Origin of the sequence: Providencia sp. PROV156 (genome assembly GCF_028480905.1) — a bacterium.
GTDB classification, from domain to species: domain Bacteria; phylum Pseudomonadota; class Gammaproteobacteria; order Enterobacterales; family Enterobacteriaceae; genus Providencia; species Providencia hangzhouensis.
Genome location: NZ_JAMPPE010000027.1, coordinates 12883 through 33492 on the forward strand (window position 1 = coordinate 12883; position 20610 = coordinate 33492).

Consider the following 20610-nt stretch of genomic DNA (forward strand, 5'->3'; position numbering starts at 1 on the left):
TATCTGAATATGTAACGCGTATTTCTATTTTTAAAATATATCCAGCAGTAAAAAAAATGAATAATAAATTGCTTGGCTAAAAATAAACGGTAATAAAAATTATTTTTAAATTATTTAATAGGAATATGCGATGGATAAAAAAAAGACAAATGAACAGGTTGATGTGAATCAAGCTAATCTCTCGGCTTATCATGGAATATTATCAGACTCATTAGGGGCCATAAATACATCTCAGATAGTGACGGGAAATGGGCAAATTGCATTAGATTTAGTTGTTGTTATTGATACTAGTGGCTCAATGTCTGATGAAGCAGGGGATTTAAGTAAACAGATTGATGCGACGATTGAGGCGGCATCAGCAAAGTGTCCATCTCACCTTCGGGCGACATTTTTAGGTATCGAAGGGACTTGGGCAAATACGAAGTTTGATCAATCTGCCAGTGAATATTTAATTAAGATCGGTGCGAACGAAAGGGATTTACAAGCAAGATTACCGTTTAAAGAATCCGATGGACGAGATCATGCTGGAAATAAAGAAGATTTATGTCGTGCGGTTATTGATATTAGTAAACACTTTGATTGGCGAGATGATGCGCGTAGGGCTATTTTTGTGCTGGGTGATGAAGGGATGGAAGGTGGCGGTGGAATTCTTACTCGTGCTGCGATTGCAAAAAATAATGAAGCCATATCTGTCGCTCAAGAAAGAGGAATTAAGGTGTATACCTACCAAGGTACACCGGATGATAGCCCAACAAATCTAGATCGTTTTCCGACTCTTGCTGATAGAGATAACGTGACGAGAGAGTATGAACGACTAGCCAAAGAAACCGACGGACGTGCGTACATTTACACCACTGGAATTGCAAATTTCTCGTTAGTTTTACAGGAAATATTATGTGATAGCTTAATACCGCCATCCAAACCAGATAGAAGGCTTTCAGAGTGTGATTCTGTCTGTGAAAACTTGCCACTCATTATAAATACTGTGAATACATTGTCTGATATTATAAAAAAGACCATAGATTCTTGCTGCCCTGATCCCAAGCATGATGACCACTCAGATTGTCAGTGTAAACATTAGAATTGGTTTGCTAGAAAAAGTAAAAGCGGGAATATTTCCCGCTTTAATTATGTGAATGGTAAATATAGTAATTAGTAAAAAATACCAATGATCGCACAGTGAGCCACAAAACCTACCATCAACGGCACGGCGGTTCGTTTTACCACATCAAATGGCTGCAGTTTTGCACCACTGGATACGGCAATGATTACCCCCGCGACTGGGGACATACCTCGGCCCATGTGTGAGGCTTGTTGCATTGGTAAAATCATTGCAATAGGGTTAACGCCCATACTATGTGCAATTTGTGGGATTAACTCAACGAACGCGAGGAATGGCGCATTACCTGAACCCATAATAATAGCAGCGGCAAGTGTGACGAGAGCGAACACAATCGCCATGGCAAATGGTGGCAAGCCGACGGATTCAGCACCTAAAATCAGTTGGTCAATTGCTCCACTGACTTTAATACCATGAGCGAACACTCCAGCGGCAACCAATAAGCCAACTACATTACTGAATGCATGACCCATACCATTTAGAAATGTTTGGAAGCCATTACAAACCGCTTTAAAATTACGTACGCGAAGTGTTTCAATCACCATGCAAATGGCCATCGCAATCAGCACGATAGTCACAACATCTAAGTGAATACCGGAAAAGAACAAATTGGACGTTCCCACCGCCATAATAATGGGGAGCATAGGAAGAAGTGCATAATATCCAGGAACTGACTTAGTAATTTCTTCTTTTTCATGTGACTGAACGGCTTTACCAATTTCAGGTACGAAACCTTGTTTTCGGTCACAGTGACGTTGCCAGAAAATATGGGTAATACCGACGACCAATACAGTGGCTAATGCCGCTGGCCCTTGATAGTAAAGCACATACTCAACGACAGACATATCGACCGCTTTCGCACCACGAATGGCATCAATCGCGGTTGGTGTATAAGCCACCCCAAGAGAAGTTGCGATAACCCCAGCCGCAGAAGCAGGTGATAATCCCAAACCAATCATAATTGGGAACATGGTTCCCATTAATAATACGGCTAAGCCTGTTGCTGATGGGATAGCTAACTGCAAGATACTCGCCAGTAAGAAAGAGAAAAATAGCAGTACATAAGGTGAACGCATATTTTTCAGTGGCTTAGTTGCAACACGTACTACCGCTTCATTGGCACCGATATGGTCCATATAGTGCGCAAAGCCCATCAATGCCATGATCATTAAACCGAGATCCGCTGCGCGGCTACTGAATAAATCTCGCATGACTTCAAATGGGTCGAGCCAAGTGATACCGGTGGTGGCGACATTTTTAGGGAGGATAGGACCCCAACCAAGGGCTAGGGTGAATATCATCAATACTAAGCCAGCGATTAATAGTACTGGCTCAGCTTTGTACCCCTTCAAAATAAATCGCGCAACCAAAACAACGATAATCAGAACCGTTAGAATTGGGATCATGCTTTAGCTCCTGGTTTGAAGCGTTCTGCGGTGATTTGTACCACTTGTTTTAATACATCGCTGGCGGCATGTAGGGATTTAACGGGTAAATATTCATAGATTGAATGGAAGTTATGTGCGCCTGTGAAGATATTAGGGCAAGGCAATCCATTTTGCGATAATGCAGCTCCATCATAACCCCCACGCATAGGAATGACTTTTGGAGTGATACCACAAGCTTGGTAGGCATCAACGGCAATATCAATAGGGTAACGGTTATCTCCTTGTAGGCTATTGTAAACGTTAGAGTAGCGGTCTGATAGCTTACAAACAACACTTTCGCTTCCCCAAAGGCTTTCGCAGCTCTCTGCTAATTGTTTTAAGAAAGCCATACGTTTGCGATAGCCGTCTTCGGTAAAATCACGCACATCCATTTTTAAAACAGTACGGGCGCTGTTACCTGACATTTGTTTCACCCAATAATAGCCTTCGCGTCCATCGGTATACTCAGGAGCTTCACCACCCGGTAACATGGCAATAAATTTTTGTGCCATTAATAATGAGTTAACCAGTTTGCCTTTTGCGGACATTGGATGAGCCGATTTACCCGTAAAGATGATTTCGGCATCACCTGCGTTCCAGTTTTCATACACCAGTTCACCGATACCGCAGCAGTCCAAGGTATAGGCAAAATCAGCACCAAACTCTTTAACATCAAAGACTTTTGCGCCACGGAGGCCTTGCTCTTCATCTGGAACGAAACCAATTTTAATGGTGCCGTGCTTAATTTCTGGATTTTGCTTAAAGTATTGCAGCATATCCATGATAGAGGCAATTGCCGCTTTATCGTCAGCACCTAATAGGCTAGTTCCATCAGTGACAATTATGTCATCACCAATGTAATTCACTAATTCAGGGAACTCACTCTTACGTAGATAAATATTAAGTTCTTTATTCATGCATAAATCTTCACCGGTGTATGGCAAAATTTGTGCTTTAGTATCATTGGTTTGTTCTGCGCTAGTGTCTAAATGGCCGAAGAAAGCGACGGTTGGGACATCATAATCAAGATTGGAAGGCAAAGTTGCGGTGACAATAGCGGTGTCACGCAGCTTAATATCTTCAACGCCCAGAGCTTCTAACTCTTGGACCAGCTGTTTCGCAAGGACGCGTTGTCCTTCTGAGGAAGGCATAATTCCTGCCGCACCCTTTTCCCTATCAGTGGTGGTGTTAATTTTGGTATAAGAAATAAACCGCTCAACAATATTCATTCTTTTTATTCCCCAGCATCTTATAGAATGCATTTTACATTAGTTATATCTGTGGCTGTAATTTAATTTCACAGTATTATTCTTGTATCACAATTAAAGATATTCTGAATATCAGACCTGTTGAATTTTTCTAAGAAATGCTAGTGAGAATATAAAATTGATAATTAATAGTAGCATTATTCGAATAATGAATTAAAATGGACGACTTTACTCCTGCCTTATTTTTCGTCTTAAATAATATTGTTAAATTATTGATATTAAATCGTAAGAATATTCTTTCGTAATGTGTTTTTTATTTAACACCTTATTTTAAACTTATCCTATCTTAAATTTAATTAATATATATTGCTGTTAGATGTTCAAAAGATAATTTTTCCTAGAAATAAAAATTTTTAATTAGCAAAATTAATAGAAAATTAGATGGAATGAATGCTTAAAATCATATTTTGATATTTTATTTCTTTGCCTTTCATTTAGATAATTGAATCAATTTTATACTGACTGTTTTTTGCAGGATGGTGATAAAAATTTTCTTTTGTCTTGTTTCGTATTACCTCTACTTTTTTGCATTGAAAGCAAATGAAGATTTACTGGCAGGTATTTCTTCGTCATTTGATATGTAATTTTCAAGCAAAATTTTACTTCTGTGCTCAGCATCTCTGAATTATTTATTTTTATTAAAAATCAGCATGTTAATTTTGATTGTCATAAGTTTGCATCATATCTTTATTGTGGGGAAATTGACTTATTTTCTACGAATTGATTACTTTTTGTGATCTCTACTTGAATTCTGATATTTTCGATCACTTACTTTTTGATATTATGCAAAAGTATAAATAATATGTATTAATCAAAAACGAAAGAAAACGTAAACAAAAGAGGATGAAGCAATGACTGTTTCGCGCAGAACCTTTATAAAAGGATTAGCAGCCAGCGGTGCAGCAATGTCGGTTTCTAGTCCCATTTTAGCCAATGATGGAAAACCTTCAAATATTAAGCCTTACCGACCCGATAACGCTCCTAACTTATTGATAGTATTTCCTGATGAGATGCGTGCCCACGCATTACAATTTATGAGAGAAGATCCGTCAATTACCCCTAATTTAAATAAGTTTGCCAAACAAGCGAAAGTCATGACGCAGATGGCATCCAATTACCCATTATGTTCCCCATTCCGTGGCATGTTTATGACTGGGCAATATCCTGTTCGTAACGGTATTACAGGCAACGCACATGATTATGGTGGAAAGGTAGGGATTGATTTATCACCTTATGCCAATTGTTGGTCTGATGTTTTGAAATCATTGGATTACAGCACGGGGTATATTGGTAAATGGCATTTAGATGCGCCATATGCACCTTTTATTGAAAGCTATAATAACCCAATGGAAGGTCGTTATTGGAATGAATGGGCTGCTCCAAACCGCCGCCATGGCTTTGATTTTTGGTACTCCTACGGCACATATGATCTGCATATGAAACCGATGTATTGGGCCAATAATACACCACGGGAAAAACCGATTTATGTAGACCAATGGGGGCCAGAGCACGAAGCGGATATAGCCATAAAATTCTTACAAAATAAAAATGGGCAGTACCGTGATAATACCAAGCCATTTGCGCTGGTTGTTTCTATGAACCCTCCGCATTCACCGTATGACCAAGTTCCACAAAAGTATCTCGATGCCTATAAAGGAAAAACCTCGCAAGAGTTAAATACTCGGCCAAATGTTAAATGGGATGTGGAATACCAAGAAGGCTATGGACCTCAATATTTCAAAGAATATCTGGCGATGGTAAACGGCGTTGATGAACAATTTGGTCGCATCGTTGATGAGCTTGAAAAACAAGGGCTTGCGGATAATACATTGGTTGTTTTCTTCTCTGATCATGGTAGTTGTCTTGGTGCAAATGGCCAGCCGACAAAAAATAACCCTTATGATGAGTCGATGCGTGTTCCGATGATGTTTCGGTTACCGGGTAAAATTCAACCAGGGCAAGATGATGCATTAATGTCAGCGCCGGATATCTACCCAACGATTCTAGGTTTATTGGGGTTAGAGCAATGGATCCCTGGCTCAGTTGAAGGAAGTAATTTAGCTGAACGTGTAGTCACTGGTGAGGGGGAAGTCGCTAACTCTCAACTTTATTTATTTATTCCGTATGGTGAACCTTCGTTTGGTAAACGTGGCGTGAGAACGAAAACACATACATTGGTTATTGACCGTCAGGATGGGCAACCACTGAAATATACGCTTTATGATAATGTAAATGATCCTTATCAAATGAAAAATGTGGCAGATGAGAACAAACCCATTATTGATAAATTAATTAAAGAAGAGCTTATACCGTGGTTAGAAAAAACCGGTGATTCTTGGAGACCAACAGAGTTTATTACAGCAACAACAAATAAATTAAATAAAAAAGTTTCAGCTTGTGAAGTTAAATAAATCATTTTTTGCCACCTAATAAACTAGGTGGCATTAATTAAAAAAATGAAAATATTATTCTCTAATAAAACAGGGAATCACTATCCTCGTGCTTAAATAGTACACAGCTTTGGAATAAAGATAATGAAAAAATTAATTATTGCTAGTGCAGTGTTATTTTCAATTTCATCACAATATGCTCTCGCAAATAACTATAAAACAACAATTGAATATCGTCATCAATATTTAGATGCATCAGGGAAAAGCGGAGATAGAATTAAAGCTTTTTTGGATACAGGGAAAAATATTGGATTTGAGTTAGATGCACGCTATGGAAATAAAGATGGTGCTTATGACGCAATGAAAATTGATGGTTCGGAATTTTCAGCTTTTTATTATACAAAATTGAATCCAAATTTAGTGGGGCTTGTCGGTGCTTCTCTTGATTTCGATAAATTAGGTTTAGTTTATGTTCCTTATGTTCGTTTAAATTATACATTCGATAATGGTATTCGTTTACAAGGCCGTTATAAATGGAAAGTGTGGGATTATGGTCAAGTAGGAGAAAATGGCAGTAATTATCACTCTAAAATCCAAGAGTTTGATAGCTGGATAGGTTACAAATGGGGTAACTTAGATTTACAGTATCAATTGGATTTAATGTGGGAAATGGCTGACAACGCTCAACCTCTTTACAATGATAAAAAATTCGATTATCAACACAACGTTCGCCTTCGTTATGATATTAAAGCAGATGATGGTGCTTTATGGCGCCCATTTGTTGAAGTGGGCAATGTGAAAGAAAATAGGTTTTCAAGTGACCGTCAAACACGATTCCGTGTGGGTATTCAATATACTTGGTAATATCATTTGTCATATAAATATATATTTGCCCACGAGTGATCGTGGGTTTTTTATTGCCGGTTTGCAAAGAAGAGAAAAGAATAAATACTGAAAAACAAGAAAAATGGCCAATAAATTGGCCAAAAGAAAGTAATGAAATGACAACTTGAGCAATGGTAAATCGGGTTGTAATGAATTAAATTTTGAGTTTAATAACTTCACTTGCTGCTAATAAATAGGCTCCAGCTCCATAATCCATATTATGGTCATATTTGACATCTCGTGGGTTGAACGCCGGAAGCTGTACCCAACCTAGCATTCCATTGGGGTGAATACAGCTTTGTAGTGCACACCATGATTTTTCGAGCAAAGGCAAGTAGCGTGCTTCTTCCAGTAAACCTTGGTTTAAGCCCCACGCTAATCCATAGCAAAATAATGCAGCGGCACTACTTTCAGGGGCAGGGAAGCTTTGGGGATCAAGTAAACTAGTGCGCCAGAAACCGTCTTCTTGTTGGTATTGAATGACAGTTTCCATTAGCTCGGTAAATAAATTTACATATTGCTGGCGGGCAGGGAACTCTTTAGGTAACGATTGTAAAATACGTGGGATAGACGCAATGACCCAACCAATACCTCGGCTCCAAAATACTTTTTCACCATTTTTTTCACGTAATTCACCACCCTTGCCATCAGGAATGTAGCGATAATCGCGATAAATTAAGCCAGTTTCAGGATCACGCAAATGTTCTATCGCATCCCAATAAGCGGTATGCATGTAGTCTAAGTAGCGATTGTCATTTGTTTTAGCTGATAACGCGGCAAAAGCAGGGGGAGCCATGAAGAGTGCATCACACCACCACCAGTCTTCTCGACCTGGTTTTGGCTCTGCTAACATAAGGTTGAATGCATTAATAGTGGGTTCAAGGACTTCTGGATGATCAAATTGCGAACTTACAGCTAAATAGGCTTGAGTACAGACATGGTCATCGGCAAAACGTGGGTTAGGTCCTGTACGAAATCCAGTATGTAATGTGTAATCCAATACACCAGCGAGATATTCGTTATCCTGTGTTGCTTGCCATGCAGCAGCAACACAAGACCACAGAACACCACGTTCCCAGTCCGTATCTTTAATAAAACGGGTTTTGCCACTACGACGAAGTACACTGCGTACTTGGTTTTTTGATTGATAACGGTAAACCCGTTTCATATCATCTAAAACCGTATTACGTTGTAATGGTTTTGGTAATGATGATTGTTCCATTATTTTCTCCAGATGGGTTAGCGAGCTAACCAGCCACCATCAACAGCAATGGTATAACCATTAATATAGTCACTTGCTTTGGAGGCTAAAAAGATGGCTGGCCCTGCTAAATCCTCAGGAGTTCCCCAACGGCCCGCAGGAATGCGCTCTAAGATAGCTGCGTTGCGATCTGCATCAGCGCGCAGTGCTGCCGTGTTGTCTGTTGCCATGTAACCTGGGGCAATCGCATTCACATTAATGTTGTATTGGGAAAGCTCGGTAGCGAGAGCACGAGTGAGCCCCATGACGGCTGACTTACTTGCAGTGTAAGATGGAACCCGAATACCACCTTGGAACGAGAGCATTGAGGCAATATTAATAATTTTCCCACCATTACCTTGCTTCACGAATTGGCGTGCAACACGTTGAGATAAAAAGAATAAGGTTTTTTGATTAATATTAATCACATCGTCCCAATCTTTTTCACTAAACTCTAATAAATCTTCTCGGCGAATAATACCTGCATTATTAACAAGAATATCGATATGACCCATGGCGGATACCGCATCATCAACCAAAGTTTGTAACCCGTCTTGTTCCATTAAATTCATAATAATGTAGTGAAACTTACGGCCTAAAGCTTCGACTTGAGCGCGTGTATCAGGAGCATCTTGGATGCCAACTCCAACAATATCTGCGCCTGCTTGTGCTAAACCAATTGCCATTCCTTGACCTAAACCGGTATTACATCCAGTGACAATCGCAACTTTTCCTGTTAAATCAAATAAGTTCATCTGTACCTCACTTACGATGTGACAGTACTGCCACATCGTTTTTTATTATGTTAAAAAAGATAAAAGGGTTATTTCAGATCTTTCATGGCGACATGATCCATATCGTGGAACACCTGATTTTCGCCAACCATTCCCCAAATAAATGTATAAGCAGCAGTTCCCACGCCTGAGTGAATAGACCAACTTGGGCTAATGACGGCTTGTTCATTACGAACAACAATGTGGCGTGTTTCCGAAGGCTCACCCATATAATGGAAAACAACGTTGTCTTCTTTCATATTGAAATACAGATACACTTCCATGCGACGTTCATGGGTATGGCATGGCATGGTATTCCATAAGCTACCGGGCTCGAGTACTGTCATGCCCATTGATAATTGGCAGGTTGGTAAAATAGATGGGTGTAAGAATTTATAGATGGTACGAACGTTACAATTCTCTACATTACCTAATTTTTCTGGTGAAGCTTGTTCGATAGTAATTTTGCGTGTTGGGTAGGTATGGTGTGCAGGTGCACAGTTCATATAAAAACGTGCAGGGGTAATCGCATCAGTACTGATAAACTCGACAGATTTGGCTCCCATACCAATATAAATAGCTTCTTTTGGTGCGATATCATAGGATTGGCCATCAACGATAACTTGACCTGCGCCCCCAATATTAATTGCACCCAGCTCACGACGCTCAAGAAAGAACTCAACGCCTAATGCTTTTCCTGCCATTAGAGCGAGTGGTTTTTGTGTTGGAACAATGCCACCCACAATAATGCGGTCGATATGGCTATAAGTGAGATTCATTTCCCCTTCACGGAACAAATTCTCGATCAGGAACTGTTTGCGTAAGCCTTCAGTATCAAGTGTTTTTGCATGCTCACTGTGAATTGGTTGACGAATTTCCATTATAAATACCTCATGATTTACTGATAGGTAACCGACTTTAATGGTCGGTATCCCCGAATACAGAGTGAACGTGTTCACCTCTGATGAATGTGTCTGTTAGATAAAAATTGTTATCAACAACGGCAAAATTAGCTTGACCCCCAACTCGGATGTAACCAAATTGGTCATCGATTCCAAGGTATTGAGCGGGAACCGAAGTAGCCATTTGTACGGCTTCCCATTCAGGAACATGCGCGAGTTGCACCATGTTGCGCAATGCTTTATCAAGGCTACATGTACTACCCGCAAGAGAGCCATCAGCTGTGCGAGCTTGCCCTTGAGTGACCTTCACCGTCTGTGCCCCAAGGGCATAATCACCATCCGGTAGCCCACCAGCTCGCATACAATCCGTAATTAAAGCGAGCTGCTGATAACCTTTCATTCGATAAGCTAGCTGCATCATGACGGGGTGAACATGAATGCCATCGGCAATCAGCTCTGCAAGGACATCGTGGTACAACACTGCGCCACAGCAACCGGGCTCTCTATGATGTAAACCCGTCATGCCGTTATAAAGATGCACGCCACAATCTGCACCATGTGAAAATGCGAGACTGGTTTGTATGAAATCAGCGGCAGTATGTGCAACACTGGTCTTAATATTGTGTTGTACTAGCCAATCAATAGCCTCAATGGCACCTTCTGCTTCAGGTGCAACAGCAACTCGCAAAAGTGTGTGATTAGCACATTGCACAAGGTCTTCCAATTCATGAATGGTCGGCGATTTTAAGTACTTAACAGGATGCGAGCCTCGATGACGTTCAGTGAAGTAAGGGCCTTCTAAAAAACTGCCGACTAACTGGGCTCCTGATGTTTGCGGCTTGGCGATAAAGTCACTCACTTGGGTGAGTGCGCGTTTGATATCATCCATTGGTGCGGTGACGGTGGTTCCCACCCAAGCCACAACACCGGTTTTGACTAATGCATCAGCGATGGTTTGCAACCCTTGTTGGCTTGCATCCATGACGTCTGCGCCAGCACGACCATGAATATGGATATCAACAAACCCCGGTAGTAAGGAGCGCCCTTCAAGACGGATGACTGGGCAGTGTTCGGGGGCGGTATCCGTAATTTCCTGTATAACACCGTTGCACACTCGAACATACTGCTGATAGCGAATTCCCTCAGGTGTAAAGGTACGATCCGCTAAAATGGCATATTGCTGTTTCATAGGCCATCTTCTTCACATTCAGGCTCTGACATCATAGCCAGTTGTTGGCGTAGATCTTGAATACTACTCGTGCCAATATCGTGTAAGATAGAAAGAAGTTCTTTTGCACCAACCCCTTCACGTTCCAATGCCGCATTGACAATCATCGGTAGATTAACGCCAGCTAAAACTTCAACGGATTTATCTTCCATCATAATTGCCATAGCGCGGTTACAAGGGGTTCCACCAGGAAGGTCGGTGAGAAAAAGTATTTGTTCACAATTCATGGCACTCATTGCTGCTCGCATTTGTTGTTCCAATTCGTCGGGAGAAAGGGTTTCAACAAAATCAATAAACACCATATTTTCCTGTTCACCTGCGATGGCTTTGACAGCGGAAGCCATACCGCTCGCAAAATTAATGTGCCCAGAAACAATCAAACCAATCATTGATAACTCCTTGCTGGTGGGTAACTTGGCTACCCACCTAAAAACAATTTAATACGATTCTGTTACATCACACCGAGTACATGGCCAATAACACCGAAGGCCAAGACAGAGAAGATAAGCACCGGCGGTTTTGCCCAGAAACCTGTCCCTTTCACCATTTTGAACATCAAAAAGACAAGGCACAGAGGGAGTAAGTTAGGCATGATTTTGTCGAACAAGGCGGTTTGTAGTTCGACCACCTTGCCACCTACCTCAACAGCAGCGGTGGTTTGTACTTTTATGAAAGTGGCGGAAAGTGCCCCAATCACAAAAATCCCCATGATGTTGGCGGCTTTCGCTAATTTTTCTGTTGCGTCGCTCATGTTAACCATCGCCGCAGTACCTGCGCGATATCCCATGAACATCAAGCCAAAATAGACAAAAAAGTGAACAATTTGGTACAAAAAGAAGAAAACAAATGGGCCGGCAATTGAGCCTTCCATTGCGATAGATGCACCTAATGCTAAAGTCAGTGGCATCAATGTCATATGGTCGATAGCATCGCCAATTCCACCTGTTGGTCCCATGCCTGCCACTTTCATTACGTTGACAGTAGAAGGCTTCTCTTTGTTCTCTTCCATGGCAACGGCAGTACCAAGTAAGAAAGTAAATAATTTTGGACTTGCATTGAAAAACTGTAAGTGATTTTTCAGTGCAGTTGCATAATCGCGTTTGTTATTACCATGAATTTTGCGTAGGGCTGGGATGATGGAGAATGCAAAGCCTCCCCCTTGCATACGTTCAAAGTTAAAGTTACCTTCCATAAATAGCCCGCGAAATGCACAACGCCATAGATCGCCTTTCGTGATGACTTTGCGGACAGTGGTATCTTGGTACTCATCAATGCCATCAACGTAGGATTCCACTGGTAAGTTTTTGGTTTCTACTGCTGTTTTGTTATCAGATACCATCTTCAAAATCCTCATTTTGTTGTGAGTTATTCTTGTTGTTGTTACCGCTGAAGAAGTAATACAGGGCTGCCGCAGATGCGCCGAGTATTGCTACTGCCATAATTGGCAGTTTGAGATAAGTGGTCATAACGAAACCAACAAAGAACACACCAGCCACTTCTTTTGACCACATGATTTTCAACAACATCGCGAAGCCAATTGCTGGAACCATTTTGGCGCCAATACCTAAGCCTTCGAGGAGTACTTTTGGTGTATTTTCATCAATCCACTGTGCCGCGTGTTCACCGAAGTAAACCGTTACAAAGGCGACGATCGCGTAGAGTAAAGAACGAACGGTAATTGTGGCGATTAATAACCGGGAGATCCCCGCCGCATCGGCTTTTTCAGCGTAGCGATCAGCTTTCCCCATAGTGAATGCGGTGATTGCAAAAAAACCGATAATGATCATTTGCATGAGAACGGCAATTGGCATACCAATTCCCATTGCTACCGCTGGTGATTGATTGGTCATAATGGCGAATGCAACGGCGGCGATAGTGCCTAAGGTAACATCAGGTGGCTGAGCCCCTGCATTTGGAACAAGCCCCAGCCAAGCTAATTCTAATGTTGCACCCGCAATTAAACCGACTTGCATATCACCCATAATCAGGCCGACAACAGGCCCTGTGATCAGTGGACGATGGATATTGAGTGCAACGTCATACTTATCTATACCGCAAAAGAAGGCCCATAAAGCCACGAGAGAAGCTTCATAAATCATAATAGTTTTCCTTAAACGCCTTAGTGTTAAGTTGTTATCTCAATCTGCTTATGCTGTTGCGAGAGTAAGAACATTAACGGGGGTTTGGTCTGGAGTATTTTGAATTGTGCAAGCTACTCCTTTGTCGACAAGCCGACGAAATGCTTCTAAGTCGCGCTCATCCACAGACACTGTTTTGGCAATTTGGCGCTTTCCTTCATGGAAATGCATATTGCCGACATTGCAGTGAGTGATAGGAACTCCACCTTCGACAAGGCGAGCAACATCTGTTGGGTTATTGCAAAGAATAAAGATTTTTTGACGAGGAGACGCTTTGTGAATGACATCGATAGTTTTTTCGATAGAGAAAAATCGGACAGCATATTCTCCACCTGCGGACGCTTTCATCCCTGCTTGCATAAAAGCAGAATTAGGACCTTCCGCAGCATCATCATTAGCGACAAGAATTAAATTTGCTTCAGTGTGTTTACCCCAAGTGATTCGAATTTGCCCATGTAATAAACGCTCATCGATTCGGGTCCAGACAATATTTGGTGTGTGCATATAATTGCTCTCTTATTATTAGCTATATTTATCATTAAGAAGGCATGAAGCCATCTTCTTGATATGAGAACGGGTAAATAGTGACACCTTGAACAACCCGATTAATTTCTCCAGTTGGAGATGGGTTATCTGGTGTATTCCCCAGTGCAATGGAACTATGGAATGCAAAGGCCTGCGCTAACATTAAATAAGGAAAAAATAGGGCTGAGTCTGAGCACCGCTCCATTTTTTTAATATAAACGAAACTTTCCTCTATTTGTGTGTCATCAGAAGAGGAGGTGACCGCGATCACTTTTGCTGAAGCATTATCGTGAATTACCTCTCTTAATAAGTCAGTCTCATACTGTCTGGTGTATTTATCGTTTGACAGAAACAGCACGACTAACGTTTCTTTATTGACGATAGATTTCGGTCCATGGCGAAACCCTAAAGGCGTGTCAAAGTTAGCAACGACCTTACCAGCCGTTAATTCCAACATTTTTAGGGCAGCTTCTTGTGCAAGGCCTTGTAAGCCACCACTACCTAAATAAATGACTCGTTTAAATTTACCTGCATAATCTTCACGGATACGGCGGTTAAACTGAGTGTAACTGTCGTGATAATCTTGGAAATAGGGTTTAATTTCATTCAAATAGAAGGATTCGGTTAAGAAAATACACAGCGCAGCCATCATCATGGATGAAAAGCTTGACGTCATTGCTAATGAACGGTCATTTGATTCTTCTGGCATTAAAATGGCTAATGCATTGGTATTATTTTGGCAATAACGATATAGCTGCCCTTGCTCGTTGCAGGTTAAAACTAAGTGGTAACACTGAGTTAGGCATTTTTCTGCCACATTAAGAGCAGCAACACTCTCGGGACTATTGCCAGAGCGAGCAAAAGAAATTAGTAACGTTGGTACGTTTTCCGCTAAATATTCTTTTGGGTCGGCGACTAGATCCGTGGTGGCAATGGCATCAATACGGCGTTTTAAATGGCCTGTTAGAACGGGGGCAAGGGCGCGGCCTGCGAAAGCCGATGTTCCAGCTCCCGTCATGATAATGCGTGCGTCTGGTGCCTGAAGCACTTTAGCTAAAAATGTATCAATTTCAGCACGTTGTTCTTGTATTAGCTGGTTTGTTTTTTCCCAGCATTCAGGTTGTTGCTCAATTTCTTTTGCTGTCCAGAATGCGTTTAGCTTTTCGAGTTCAGGTGTTTGATAGCTTAAATATTCCATGTCAAACCTCAGTGACTAAATTTACATGCATCGGCATATACCGAAAGTACGTCGCGAATTTTTGCAAAAATAAAGGATTTCGCTGAGCCATCGATCATGCCTTCTCTTAATTGTTGGAATTGATGTGGCATGTATTGGCTTAAAAGTGGTAACGGGATCGGTTTTGAAGATAAGTTAGCCATCAGCGTTTCTATGGCTTGGTTAATTTCTTTATCAGGCCAGTAATAACGAATACGGTCACTAAAACTATAAACGCGTGCAAAAGCTTGCTGCTGGGCATCACCATGGTAGTATTTTTGCCAAAATTCGGGCTCACGGCACATCAACTGTTCCATTTTCTCTTTTAAGTGAGAACACTGTTCTGCTGGGAACATTTCATTCTCAATTTCACACAGAGAATAGAGGGCTTCTCGCATAGCAAATGTTAAAGCCGGGCCCACTTTTAAAATAGCAAAGTGGTCTTGAACGAGTTGCTTATAAGCATCTGGTGTTTGGTAATCGGTTGAGTGTGCTTCAAAAACAAGATGAGGGTAGTCATCAACAACTTTACTTAATGCTTGTGCTTTTTCGGGTTGATAATCAATAACACCGGTATGGTCAAATTCCACGCCAGGTTGAACGACGAGGCCAATAACACGTGTCCAGCAGTCACCGACACCTGCTTTTTCGAACGCTTTCGCATGGCAGTCTAAGGTTTTTCTCGCGGCTTGTGGGTCTGTGACTTCAACACCTTCAAGCGCTTCAGTTGCTCCACCTGGTACGGGGACTTCCGTACCAATAACATAAACGATATCGCTGTAGCCAAATTTTTCTTTGGCGGTTTTTTCTGCAATAACTGCGAGTCGGGCGGCACGTTGTGCAACGATTTCATCCGTGAGTGGAACAGGGTCATCTGCACAGGACATACTGCAATCAAGGTGGATTTTTTTGAACCCTGCGGCAACGTAATGTTCAATTAGGATATCGGCATTATCCATGGCGTCAGCGGCATTAAGCCCTTGCCAACGGTTAGGACCTAAATGGTCACCACCAAGAATTAACTTATTCAGAGGAAAATTGATTTTTTCTGCTTTCTCAACCACATAATTGAAAAAATCAGCCGGAGTCATACCCGTATAGCCACCAAATTGGTCAACCTGATTGGATGTGGCTTCAATTAAAAGAAAGGAATCATTATCCAGCGCTTGGTGCAATGAAGCTTCAATAACAAATGGGTGGGCTGAGCAAACAGAATAAATGCCATTCTGTTTACCAAGTTTATTTTGCTGAACAATCTTTTCTAAAGGATGCATTAATACTAACTCCACAATCAACACGGTTGTATTGTTAATGGAGTTAGCGAGTTATTGCTCTTTATCGACGATGATCACTTCAATTTTATGGTTTTTCAACTCTTGGACATATTCATCAGGGATCCCAGAGTCTGTCACCAAAACATCAATATCAGCGAATTCACGGATCATATGACAGCTGCGTTTACCAAATTTCGTAGAATCAGCAACCGCAATAACAGTTTCCGAGATTTCACACATTAACCGGTTAAGGCTAGCTTCCTGTTCATTGTGTGTCGTGATACCAACGCGTAAATCGAACCCATCAACCCCAAGAAAAACCTTGTCAAAACGATAATTTCTGAGGCTATTTTCTGCTTGTGAGCCAGAAAACGATAAAGCATTTTTGCGCAATGCGCCGCCAGTCATTAGTACATCAACGCCAGCGGCTGTTGCTAACTCCATTGCGACATCTAAACCGTTAGTCATGACAACGACGCTATCCCGCGACTTTAAGTGTGTCGCAATTTCTCGTGTCGTTGTCCCCGAGTCTAAAATGATCGTATCGCCATCATTAATGAGCGCGGCGGCTGCTTTCCCTATTAATGTTTTTGTGCCCGCATTCTGCCCACGTTTTTCATGGATGCTAAGTTCAGCAATAAACCCAGTATTTGGAATTGCTGCCCCATGGGAGCGGACCACATAACCATTCTTTTCAAGAAAGCTTAAATCGCTACGGATGGTGACACTTGAAACTTTAAATATTTCGGCTAAATCTTCGACTCGTGCTTTACCTTGTTGGTTAATCATGTCGAGGATTTCCATGCGCCGTTCAACTGCCGCTTTCACTTTCATCTCCTTACGAAACCAAATGATTTACTTTCATTTGATTTCGAATTAAGTTTACTACGCTAAAAAATACCGACAACGAAAAAAAACAAAACTTTTGATCTCTTTCACAAAGTTTCGATTTGTGTGTTGTTTGCTTACGGATATTTTCAAATTTTAAATATCATATCTTCGAATAAGAAAGTATCCAATCAATAAAGTAGCAATAATTGTACTTTTACTAAGCAACCCCTGTGTTTTGCATAAATATTAGCAATATTTGCAAAAAATTCGCTAAATATAAGCTCAAAAATTGGCATAAAGTGCGATGGTGGTAATTGAAGTTCGAAAGGAATAGAAGTTTCTTTAAAGCAAAAACAAAAGTTACTGGGCTACTGTGTGTTATTTATATGCTTTTCAACGTTTCTGACTCAAATTAAACGCTTTCAAATTCTTTCATTTTTTGATTTTGTGATTTCAATCTCTTTTGGTTTTTCGTGTTTTGCGTAATGCTATAAAAATAACCTGACTGTTTCGGATTAATTTAAATGCCTGCAAACCAACCCACTTATTTTCATATGATGGCGAAACCCACCAGTTATCGCTGCAATATTAAATGCGAATACTGTTTTTATCTTGAAAAAGAAAATGTGTTTCACGAGCAACCAAAGGAAGACCTGCATGACGTTATGCCTGATAACGTACTACGTCGTTATATCAAAGACTATATCCAGTCCCATGCTGGTGAACAGGTAGACTTTTCATGGCAAGGTGGGGAGCCAACCCTTGCAGGGCTAGAATTTTTTGAGCGTGTTGTTAAGTACCAAAAGCAATATGCCCAAGGAAAAATCATCACGAATAGTGTGCAAACTAACGCTATTGCGATTAACCGACAATGGGCGCAGTTTTTTGCAGACCACGGTTTTTTAATCGGTGTATCTATTGATGGCTTAGAAGCTGTTCATGATAAATATCGAATTTCCGTTAATGGTAACCCAACTTTTGAGCGTGTGAAGAAAGCGATTCAGCTCCTGATTGAATATGGTGTTGAATTTAATACCTTAACCGTTGTTAATGACCAAAATTGGCGAAAAGGAAAAGAAACGTATCGAGCTTTGAAAGCATTGGGTTCCACTTTCTTTCAGTTCATCCCCATTGTTGAGGTGGATAGGCGCTTTCCACATACTCAAGGTGGCCATTATGCCCCTGGGCCAAATGCCGCGATGGCACCATTTTCAGTACCCGCTGAGGGATATGGGCAGTTTATGACTGATGTTTTTGATGAATGGATCCACCAAGGAGACATTGGCAAAATTTATATTCGTCTATTTGATAGCTTATTAGGCACTTGGATGGGCTATCCGGCATCAACCTGTGTGCAATCTAAAACGTGTGGGCAAGCGCTGATTATTGAATCTAATGGGGATGTCTACTCCTGTGATCACTATGTGTATCCTGCCAATCGGTTAGGTAACGTACAACAACACTCCCTTTCTCGTATTGTCTCCTCTAAACAGCAAGTCCGTTTTGGACAAAATAAATATGACAAGCTAACGAGTCTTTGCCAGCGCTGTGAGGTTCAAAGCCTTTGTTATGGCGGCTGCCCTAAGCACCGGATCACGGCGATAGAAGGTGAAAAATATCGCCATAACTATTTATGTCGTTCATATAAAAAGATTTTTCATCATACCGCTTTAGGTATGCAGTTAATGCGTCAAGCGATATCTGGTGGTGCTTTAGCTAGTGATGCACTTGGCGTAATACAGCGTGCTTACAAGCAATAATAATATTATCTGGAGATATTTTTGTGAGATTACCTTCTATGAAGAAAAGCCTCTTAGCAGGGCTGATAGCAGCAAGTAGCTTAGTACCTCCCATTGCAGCGAATGCAGGTGGTACACCGGAAAAGCCGAATGTTTTACTGATTATTATGGATGACTTAGGAACAGGGCAGCTCGATTTTGTGCTTGATAGCCTTGATGTCAAAGAGCTTGCGCAGCGCCCATCACCACAGCGTTATCAAGGTGATATTAATAAGATGGTGGAAGCGGCCAGAACGGCGATGCCAAATGTTGCGGACATGGCTGCAGGCGGAATTAAGATGACCAATGCATTTGTGGCTCATCCTGTTTGTGGCCCATCACGAGCGGGTATTTTTACTGGGCGCTCTCCTGCAAGTTTTGGCACTTACAGTAACGATGATGCGATGTTAGGTATTCCTCAAGATATCAAACTATTACCCGCATTATTCCAAGAAAATGGCTATGCCACAGCCAGTATTGGAAAATGGCATAATGCGAAGGTATTGAAAAAACCTAAAATTGCACCAGAAAAGCAAACTCGCGATTATCACGATAATATGATTTCGACACCGGAGCCAGGTTTCGCACCTCATGAAAGAGGTTTCGATTATGCATATAGTTTCTATGCATCAGGGGCGGCACTTTGGAATTCCCCCGCAATGTGGCGAAATGGTGAAAATGTGCCAGCTCCTGGCTATACTACGCATTTGTTAACGGATGAAGCCATTAATTTCATTGATGGGCACAAAGACAAACCTTTCTTTATCAATCTTTCATACAGCGTACCACACATCCCATTAGAAGAAGCTTCACCAGCGAAATACATGGATAAATTCAATACTGGTAATGTTGAAGCCGATAAATATTTTGCTGCGCTAAATGCGGCCGATGAGGGAATTGGTAAAATTATCAATACACTAAAGGAAAATGGTGAATTAGATAATACGCTAATTTTCTTTATTTCTGACAATGGTGCGGTGCATGAGTCGCCAATGCCAATGAATGCGATGGATAAAGGCTTTAAAGGGCAAATGTTTAATGGTGGCGTACGCGTTCCATTTGTTGCTTATTGGCCGGGGCATATTCCCGCAGGTAAACACAGTGATGCGATGGTTTCTGCGATTGATATCTTACCAACTGCATTACAAAGTGCAGGGATCACCATACCCGATAGCATGAAAGTAGAAGGCAAAAATATTATGCCACTATTAACGGGTAAAACAGAAAAGTCACCACATGACTATCTGTATTGGACAGGTCCAGGGACGAAACATTACAGCGAAGAAAACCAAGATTTTTGGCATGGCTACCATGAATGGATCACTTATCAACGCAAAGAAATTCCAAACAACCCTAATTTAGAAAAACTATCGAAAGGCTCATGGGCTATCCGCGATGGGGAATGGGCGCTTTATTTTTATGATGATGGTTCTAACCAGCTCCAATTATTCAATGATAAACAAAATCCAGCCGAATCGAATAATTTAGCAGCTCAATACCCAGAAAAAGTAAAAGAGTTGAAATCTGCTTATTATCAATGGATTAAGGATAAACCAAAACCTGTCGTATGGGGACAAGACCGTTACCAAGTCCTGATTGAATCAGCAAAATAAAT

Annotated in this window: 18 protein-coding genes; 5 read left to right on the top strand and 13 right to left on the bottom strand. The window is 41.2% G+C overall.

What is annotated here, in order from left to right; translation table 11 throughout:
- The first annotated feature begins 130 nt into the window (after positions 1-130).
- Positions 131-1081 (top strand): hypothetical protein, encoded by a 951-nt coding sequence (locus tag PSF31_RS17260; protein ID WP_096865045.1) that lies wholly within the window; start codon positions 131-133, stop codon positions 1079-1081.
- Between the two features lie 71 nt (positions 1082-1152).
- Here PSF31_RS17260 and dcuC read toward each other — a convergent pair whose 3' ends face one another.
- Both dcuC and pepT read right to left on the bottom strand, forming a co-directional pair.
- A complete protein-coding gene (gene dcuC, locus PSF31_RS17265; RefSeq protein ID WP_004264398.1) occupies positions 1153-2526 on the bottom strand; it encodes a C4-dicarboxylate transporter DcuC in 1374 nt (457 codons plus the stop codon).
- Positions 2523-3776, bottom strand: a complete 1254-nt coding sequence (gene pepT / locus PSF31_RS17270; protein ID WP_004264401.1) for a peptidase T — start codon at positions 3774-3776, stop codon at positions 2523-2525. The genes dcuC and pepT overlap by 4 nt, the downstream gene beginning before the upstream one ends.
- 890 nt (positions 3777-4666) lie before the next feature.
- Here pepT and PSF31_RS17275 point away from each other — a divergent pair.
- Together PSF31_RS17275 and PSF31_RS17280 are read left to right on the top strand one after the other, a co-directional pair.
- On the top strand, positions 4667-6226 hold the full coding sequence (locus PSF31_RS17275) for a sulfatase-like hydrolase/transferase (RefSeq protein ID WP_096865044.1): 1560 nt from the start codon (positions 4667-4669) through the stop codon (positions 6224-6226).
- Between the two features lie 123 nt (positions 6227-6349).
- Complete coding sequence (locus PSF31_RS17280; protein WP_004264412.1) at positions 6350-7069, top strand: oligogalacturonate-specific porin KdgM family protein; 720 nt, start codon at positions 6350-6352, stop codon at positions 7067-7069.
- Positions 7070-7244: 175 nt separating this feature from the next.
- Here the strand turns inward: PSF31_RS17280 and PSF31_RS17285 are convergent, their stop codons facing one another.
- From PSF31_RS17285 to agaR, 11 genes are all read right to left on the bottom strand, one after another.
- Positions 7245-8312 (bottom strand): glycoside hydrolase family 88/105 protein, encoded by a 1068-nt coding sequence (locus tag PSF31_RS17285; protein WP_096865043.1) that lies wholly within the window; start codon positions 8310-8312, stop codon positions 7245-7247.
- 17 nt (positions 8313-8329) lie between these two features.
- Entirely contained in the window at positions 8330-9085 is a 756-nt protein-coding gene (kduD, locus tag PSF31_RS17290) for a 2-dehydro-3-deoxy-D-gluconate 5-dehydrogenase KduD (RefSeq protein ID WP_036958862.1), read from the bottom strand.
- 68 nt (positions 9086-9153) lie between these two features.
- Positions 9154-9984, bottom strand: coding sequence for a 5-dehydro-4-deoxy-D-glucuronate isomerase (gene kduI, locus PSF31_RS17295; protein WP_096865042.1), 831 nt, complete (start codon positions 9982-9984; stop codon positions 9154-9156).
- 37 nt (positions 9985-10021) lie between these two features.
- Positions 10022-11194, bottom strand: a complete 1173-nt coding sequence (gene nagA / locus PSF31_RS17300) for an N-acetylglucosamine-6-phosphate deacetylase (RefSeq protein ID WP_096865041.1) — start codon at positions 11192-11194, stop codon at positions 10022-10024.
- Entirely contained in the window at positions 11191-11622 is a 432-nt protein-coding gene (agaF, locus tag PSF31_RS17305) for a PTS galactosamine/N-acetylgalactosamine transporter subunit IIA (protein WP_096865040.1), read from the bottom strand. The genes nagA and agaF overlap by 4 nt, the downstream gene beginning before the upstream one ends.
- Before the next feature lie 62 nt (positions 11623-11684).
- Positions 11685-12572: a PTS system mannose/fructose/sorbose family transporter subunit IID gene (locus tag PSF31_RS17310; RefSeq protein ID WP_036958865.1), complete on the bottom strand. Its 888-nt coding sequence runs from the start codon at positions 12570-12572 to the stop codon at positions 11685-11687.
- Complete coding sequence (agaW, locus tag PSF31_RS17315; protein WP_094962833.1) at positions 12562-13332, bottom strand: PTS N-acetylgalactosamine transporter subunit IIC; 771 nt, start codon at positions 13330-13332, stop codon at positions 12562-12564. The genes PSF31_RS17310 and agaW overlap by 11 nt, the downstream gene beginning before the upstream one ends.
- Before the next feature lie 48 nt (positions 13333-13380).
- The gene (gene agaV / locus PSF31_RS17320; RefSeq protein WP_004264439.1) at positions 13381-13875 is read right to left on the bottom strand and encodes a PTS N-acetylgalactosamine transporter subunit IIB; all 495 of its coding nucleotides are present in this window, start codon (positions 13873-13875) and stop codon (positions 13381-13383) included.
- 34 nt (positions 13876-13909) lie between these two features.
- Entirely contained in the window at positions 13910-15094 is a 1185-nt protein-coding gene (locus PSF31_RS17325) for an SIS domain-containing protein (RefSeq protein WP_096865038.1), read from the bottom strand.
- A gap of 8 nt (positions 15095-15102) precedes the next feature.
- The gene (kbaZ, locus tag PSF31_RS17330; RefSeq protein ID WP_004264449.1) at positions 15103-16386 is read right to left on the bottom strand and encodes a tagatose-bisphosphate aldolase subunit KbaZ; all 1284 of its coding nucleotides are present in this window, start codon (positions 16384-16386) and stop codon (positions 15103-15105) included.
- 51 nt (positions 16387-16437) lie between these two features.
- Positions 16438-17214, bottom strand: coding sequence for a transcriptional repressor AgaR (agaR, locus tag PSF31_RS17335; protein ID WP_036958927.1), 777 nt, complete (start codon positions 17212-17214; stop codon positions 16438-16440).
- A gap of 527 nt (positions 17215-17741) precedes the next feature.
- On the opposite strand from agaR, the gene PSF31_RS17340 reads away from it, so the two are divergent.
- On the top strand, positions 17742-18977 hold the full coding sequence (locus PSF31_RS17340) for an anaerobic sulfatase maturase (protein ID WP_096865037.1): 1236 nt from the start codon (positions 17742-17744) through the stop codon (positions 18975-18977).
- A gap of 23 nt (positions 18978-19000) precedes the next feature.
- The gene (locus PSF31_RS17345) at positions 19001-20608 is read left to right on the top strand and encodes a sulfatase family protein (protein ID WP_094962829.1); all 1608 of its coding nucleotides are present in this window, start codon (positions 19001-19003) and stop codon (positions 20606-20608) included.
- Positions 20609-20610 lie beyond the last annotated feature (2 nt).

Coding starts and splice junctions, on each gene's coding strand:
- PSF31_RS17260 (WP_096865045.1), top strand. CDS start 131: ATGGATAAAAAAAAGACAAATGAACAGGTTGATGTGAATCAAGCTAAT.
- dcuC (WP_004264398.1), bottom strand. CDS start 2,526: ATGATCCCAATTCTAACGGTTCTGATTATCGTTGTTTTGGTTGCGCGA.
- pepT (WP_004264401.1), bottom strand. CDS start 3,776: ATGAATATTGTTGAGCGGTTTATTTCTTATACCAAAATTAACACCACC.
- PSF31_RS17275 (WP_096865044.1), top strand. CDS start 4,667: ATGACTGTTTCGCGCAGAACCTTTATAAAAGGATTAGCAGCCAGCGGT.
- PSF31_RS17280 (WP_004264412.1), top strand. CDS start 6,350: ATGAAAAAATTAATTATTGCTAGTGCAGTGTTATTTTCAATTTCATCA.
- PSF31_RS17285 (WP_096865043.1), bottom strand. CDS start 8,312: ATGGAACAATCATCATTACCAAAACCATTACAACGTAATACGGTTTTA.
- kduD (WP_036958862.1), bottom strand. CDS start 9,085: ATGAACTTATTTGATTTAACAGGAAAAGTTGCGATTGTCACTGGATGT.
- kduI (WP_096865042.1), bottom strand. CDS start 9,984: ATGGAAATTCGTCAACCAATTCACAGTGAGCATGCAAAAACACTTGAT.
- nagA (WP_096865041.1), bottom strand. CDS start 11,194: ATGAAACAGCAATATGCCATTTTAGCGGATCGTACCTTTACACCTGAG.
- agaF (WP_096865040.1), bottom strand. CDS start 11,622: ATGATTGGTTTGATTGTTTCTGGGCACATTAATTTTGCGAGCGGTATG.
- PSF31_RS17310 (WP_036958865.1), bottom strand. CDS start 12,572: ATGGTATCTGATAACAAAACAGCAGTAGAAACCAAAAACTTACCAGTG.
- agaW (WP_094962833.1), bottom strand. CDS start 13,332: ATGATTTATGAAGCTTCTCTCGTGGCTTTATGGGCCTTCTTTTGCGGT.
- agaV (WP_004264439.1), bottom strand. CDS start 13,875: ATGCACACACCAAATATTGTCTGGACCCGAATCGATGAGCGTTTATTA.
- PSF31_RS17325 (WP_096865038.1), bottom strand. CDS start 15,094: ATGGAATATTTAAGCTATCAAACACCTGAACTCGAAAAGCTAAACGCA.
- kbaZ (WP_004264449.1), bottom strand. CDS start 16,386: ATGCATCCTTTAGAAAAGATTGTTCAGCAAAATAAACTTGGTAAACAG.
- PSF31_RS17340 (WP_096865037.1), top strand. CDS start 17,742: ATGCCTGCAAACCAACCCACTTATTTTCATATGATGGCGAAACCCACC.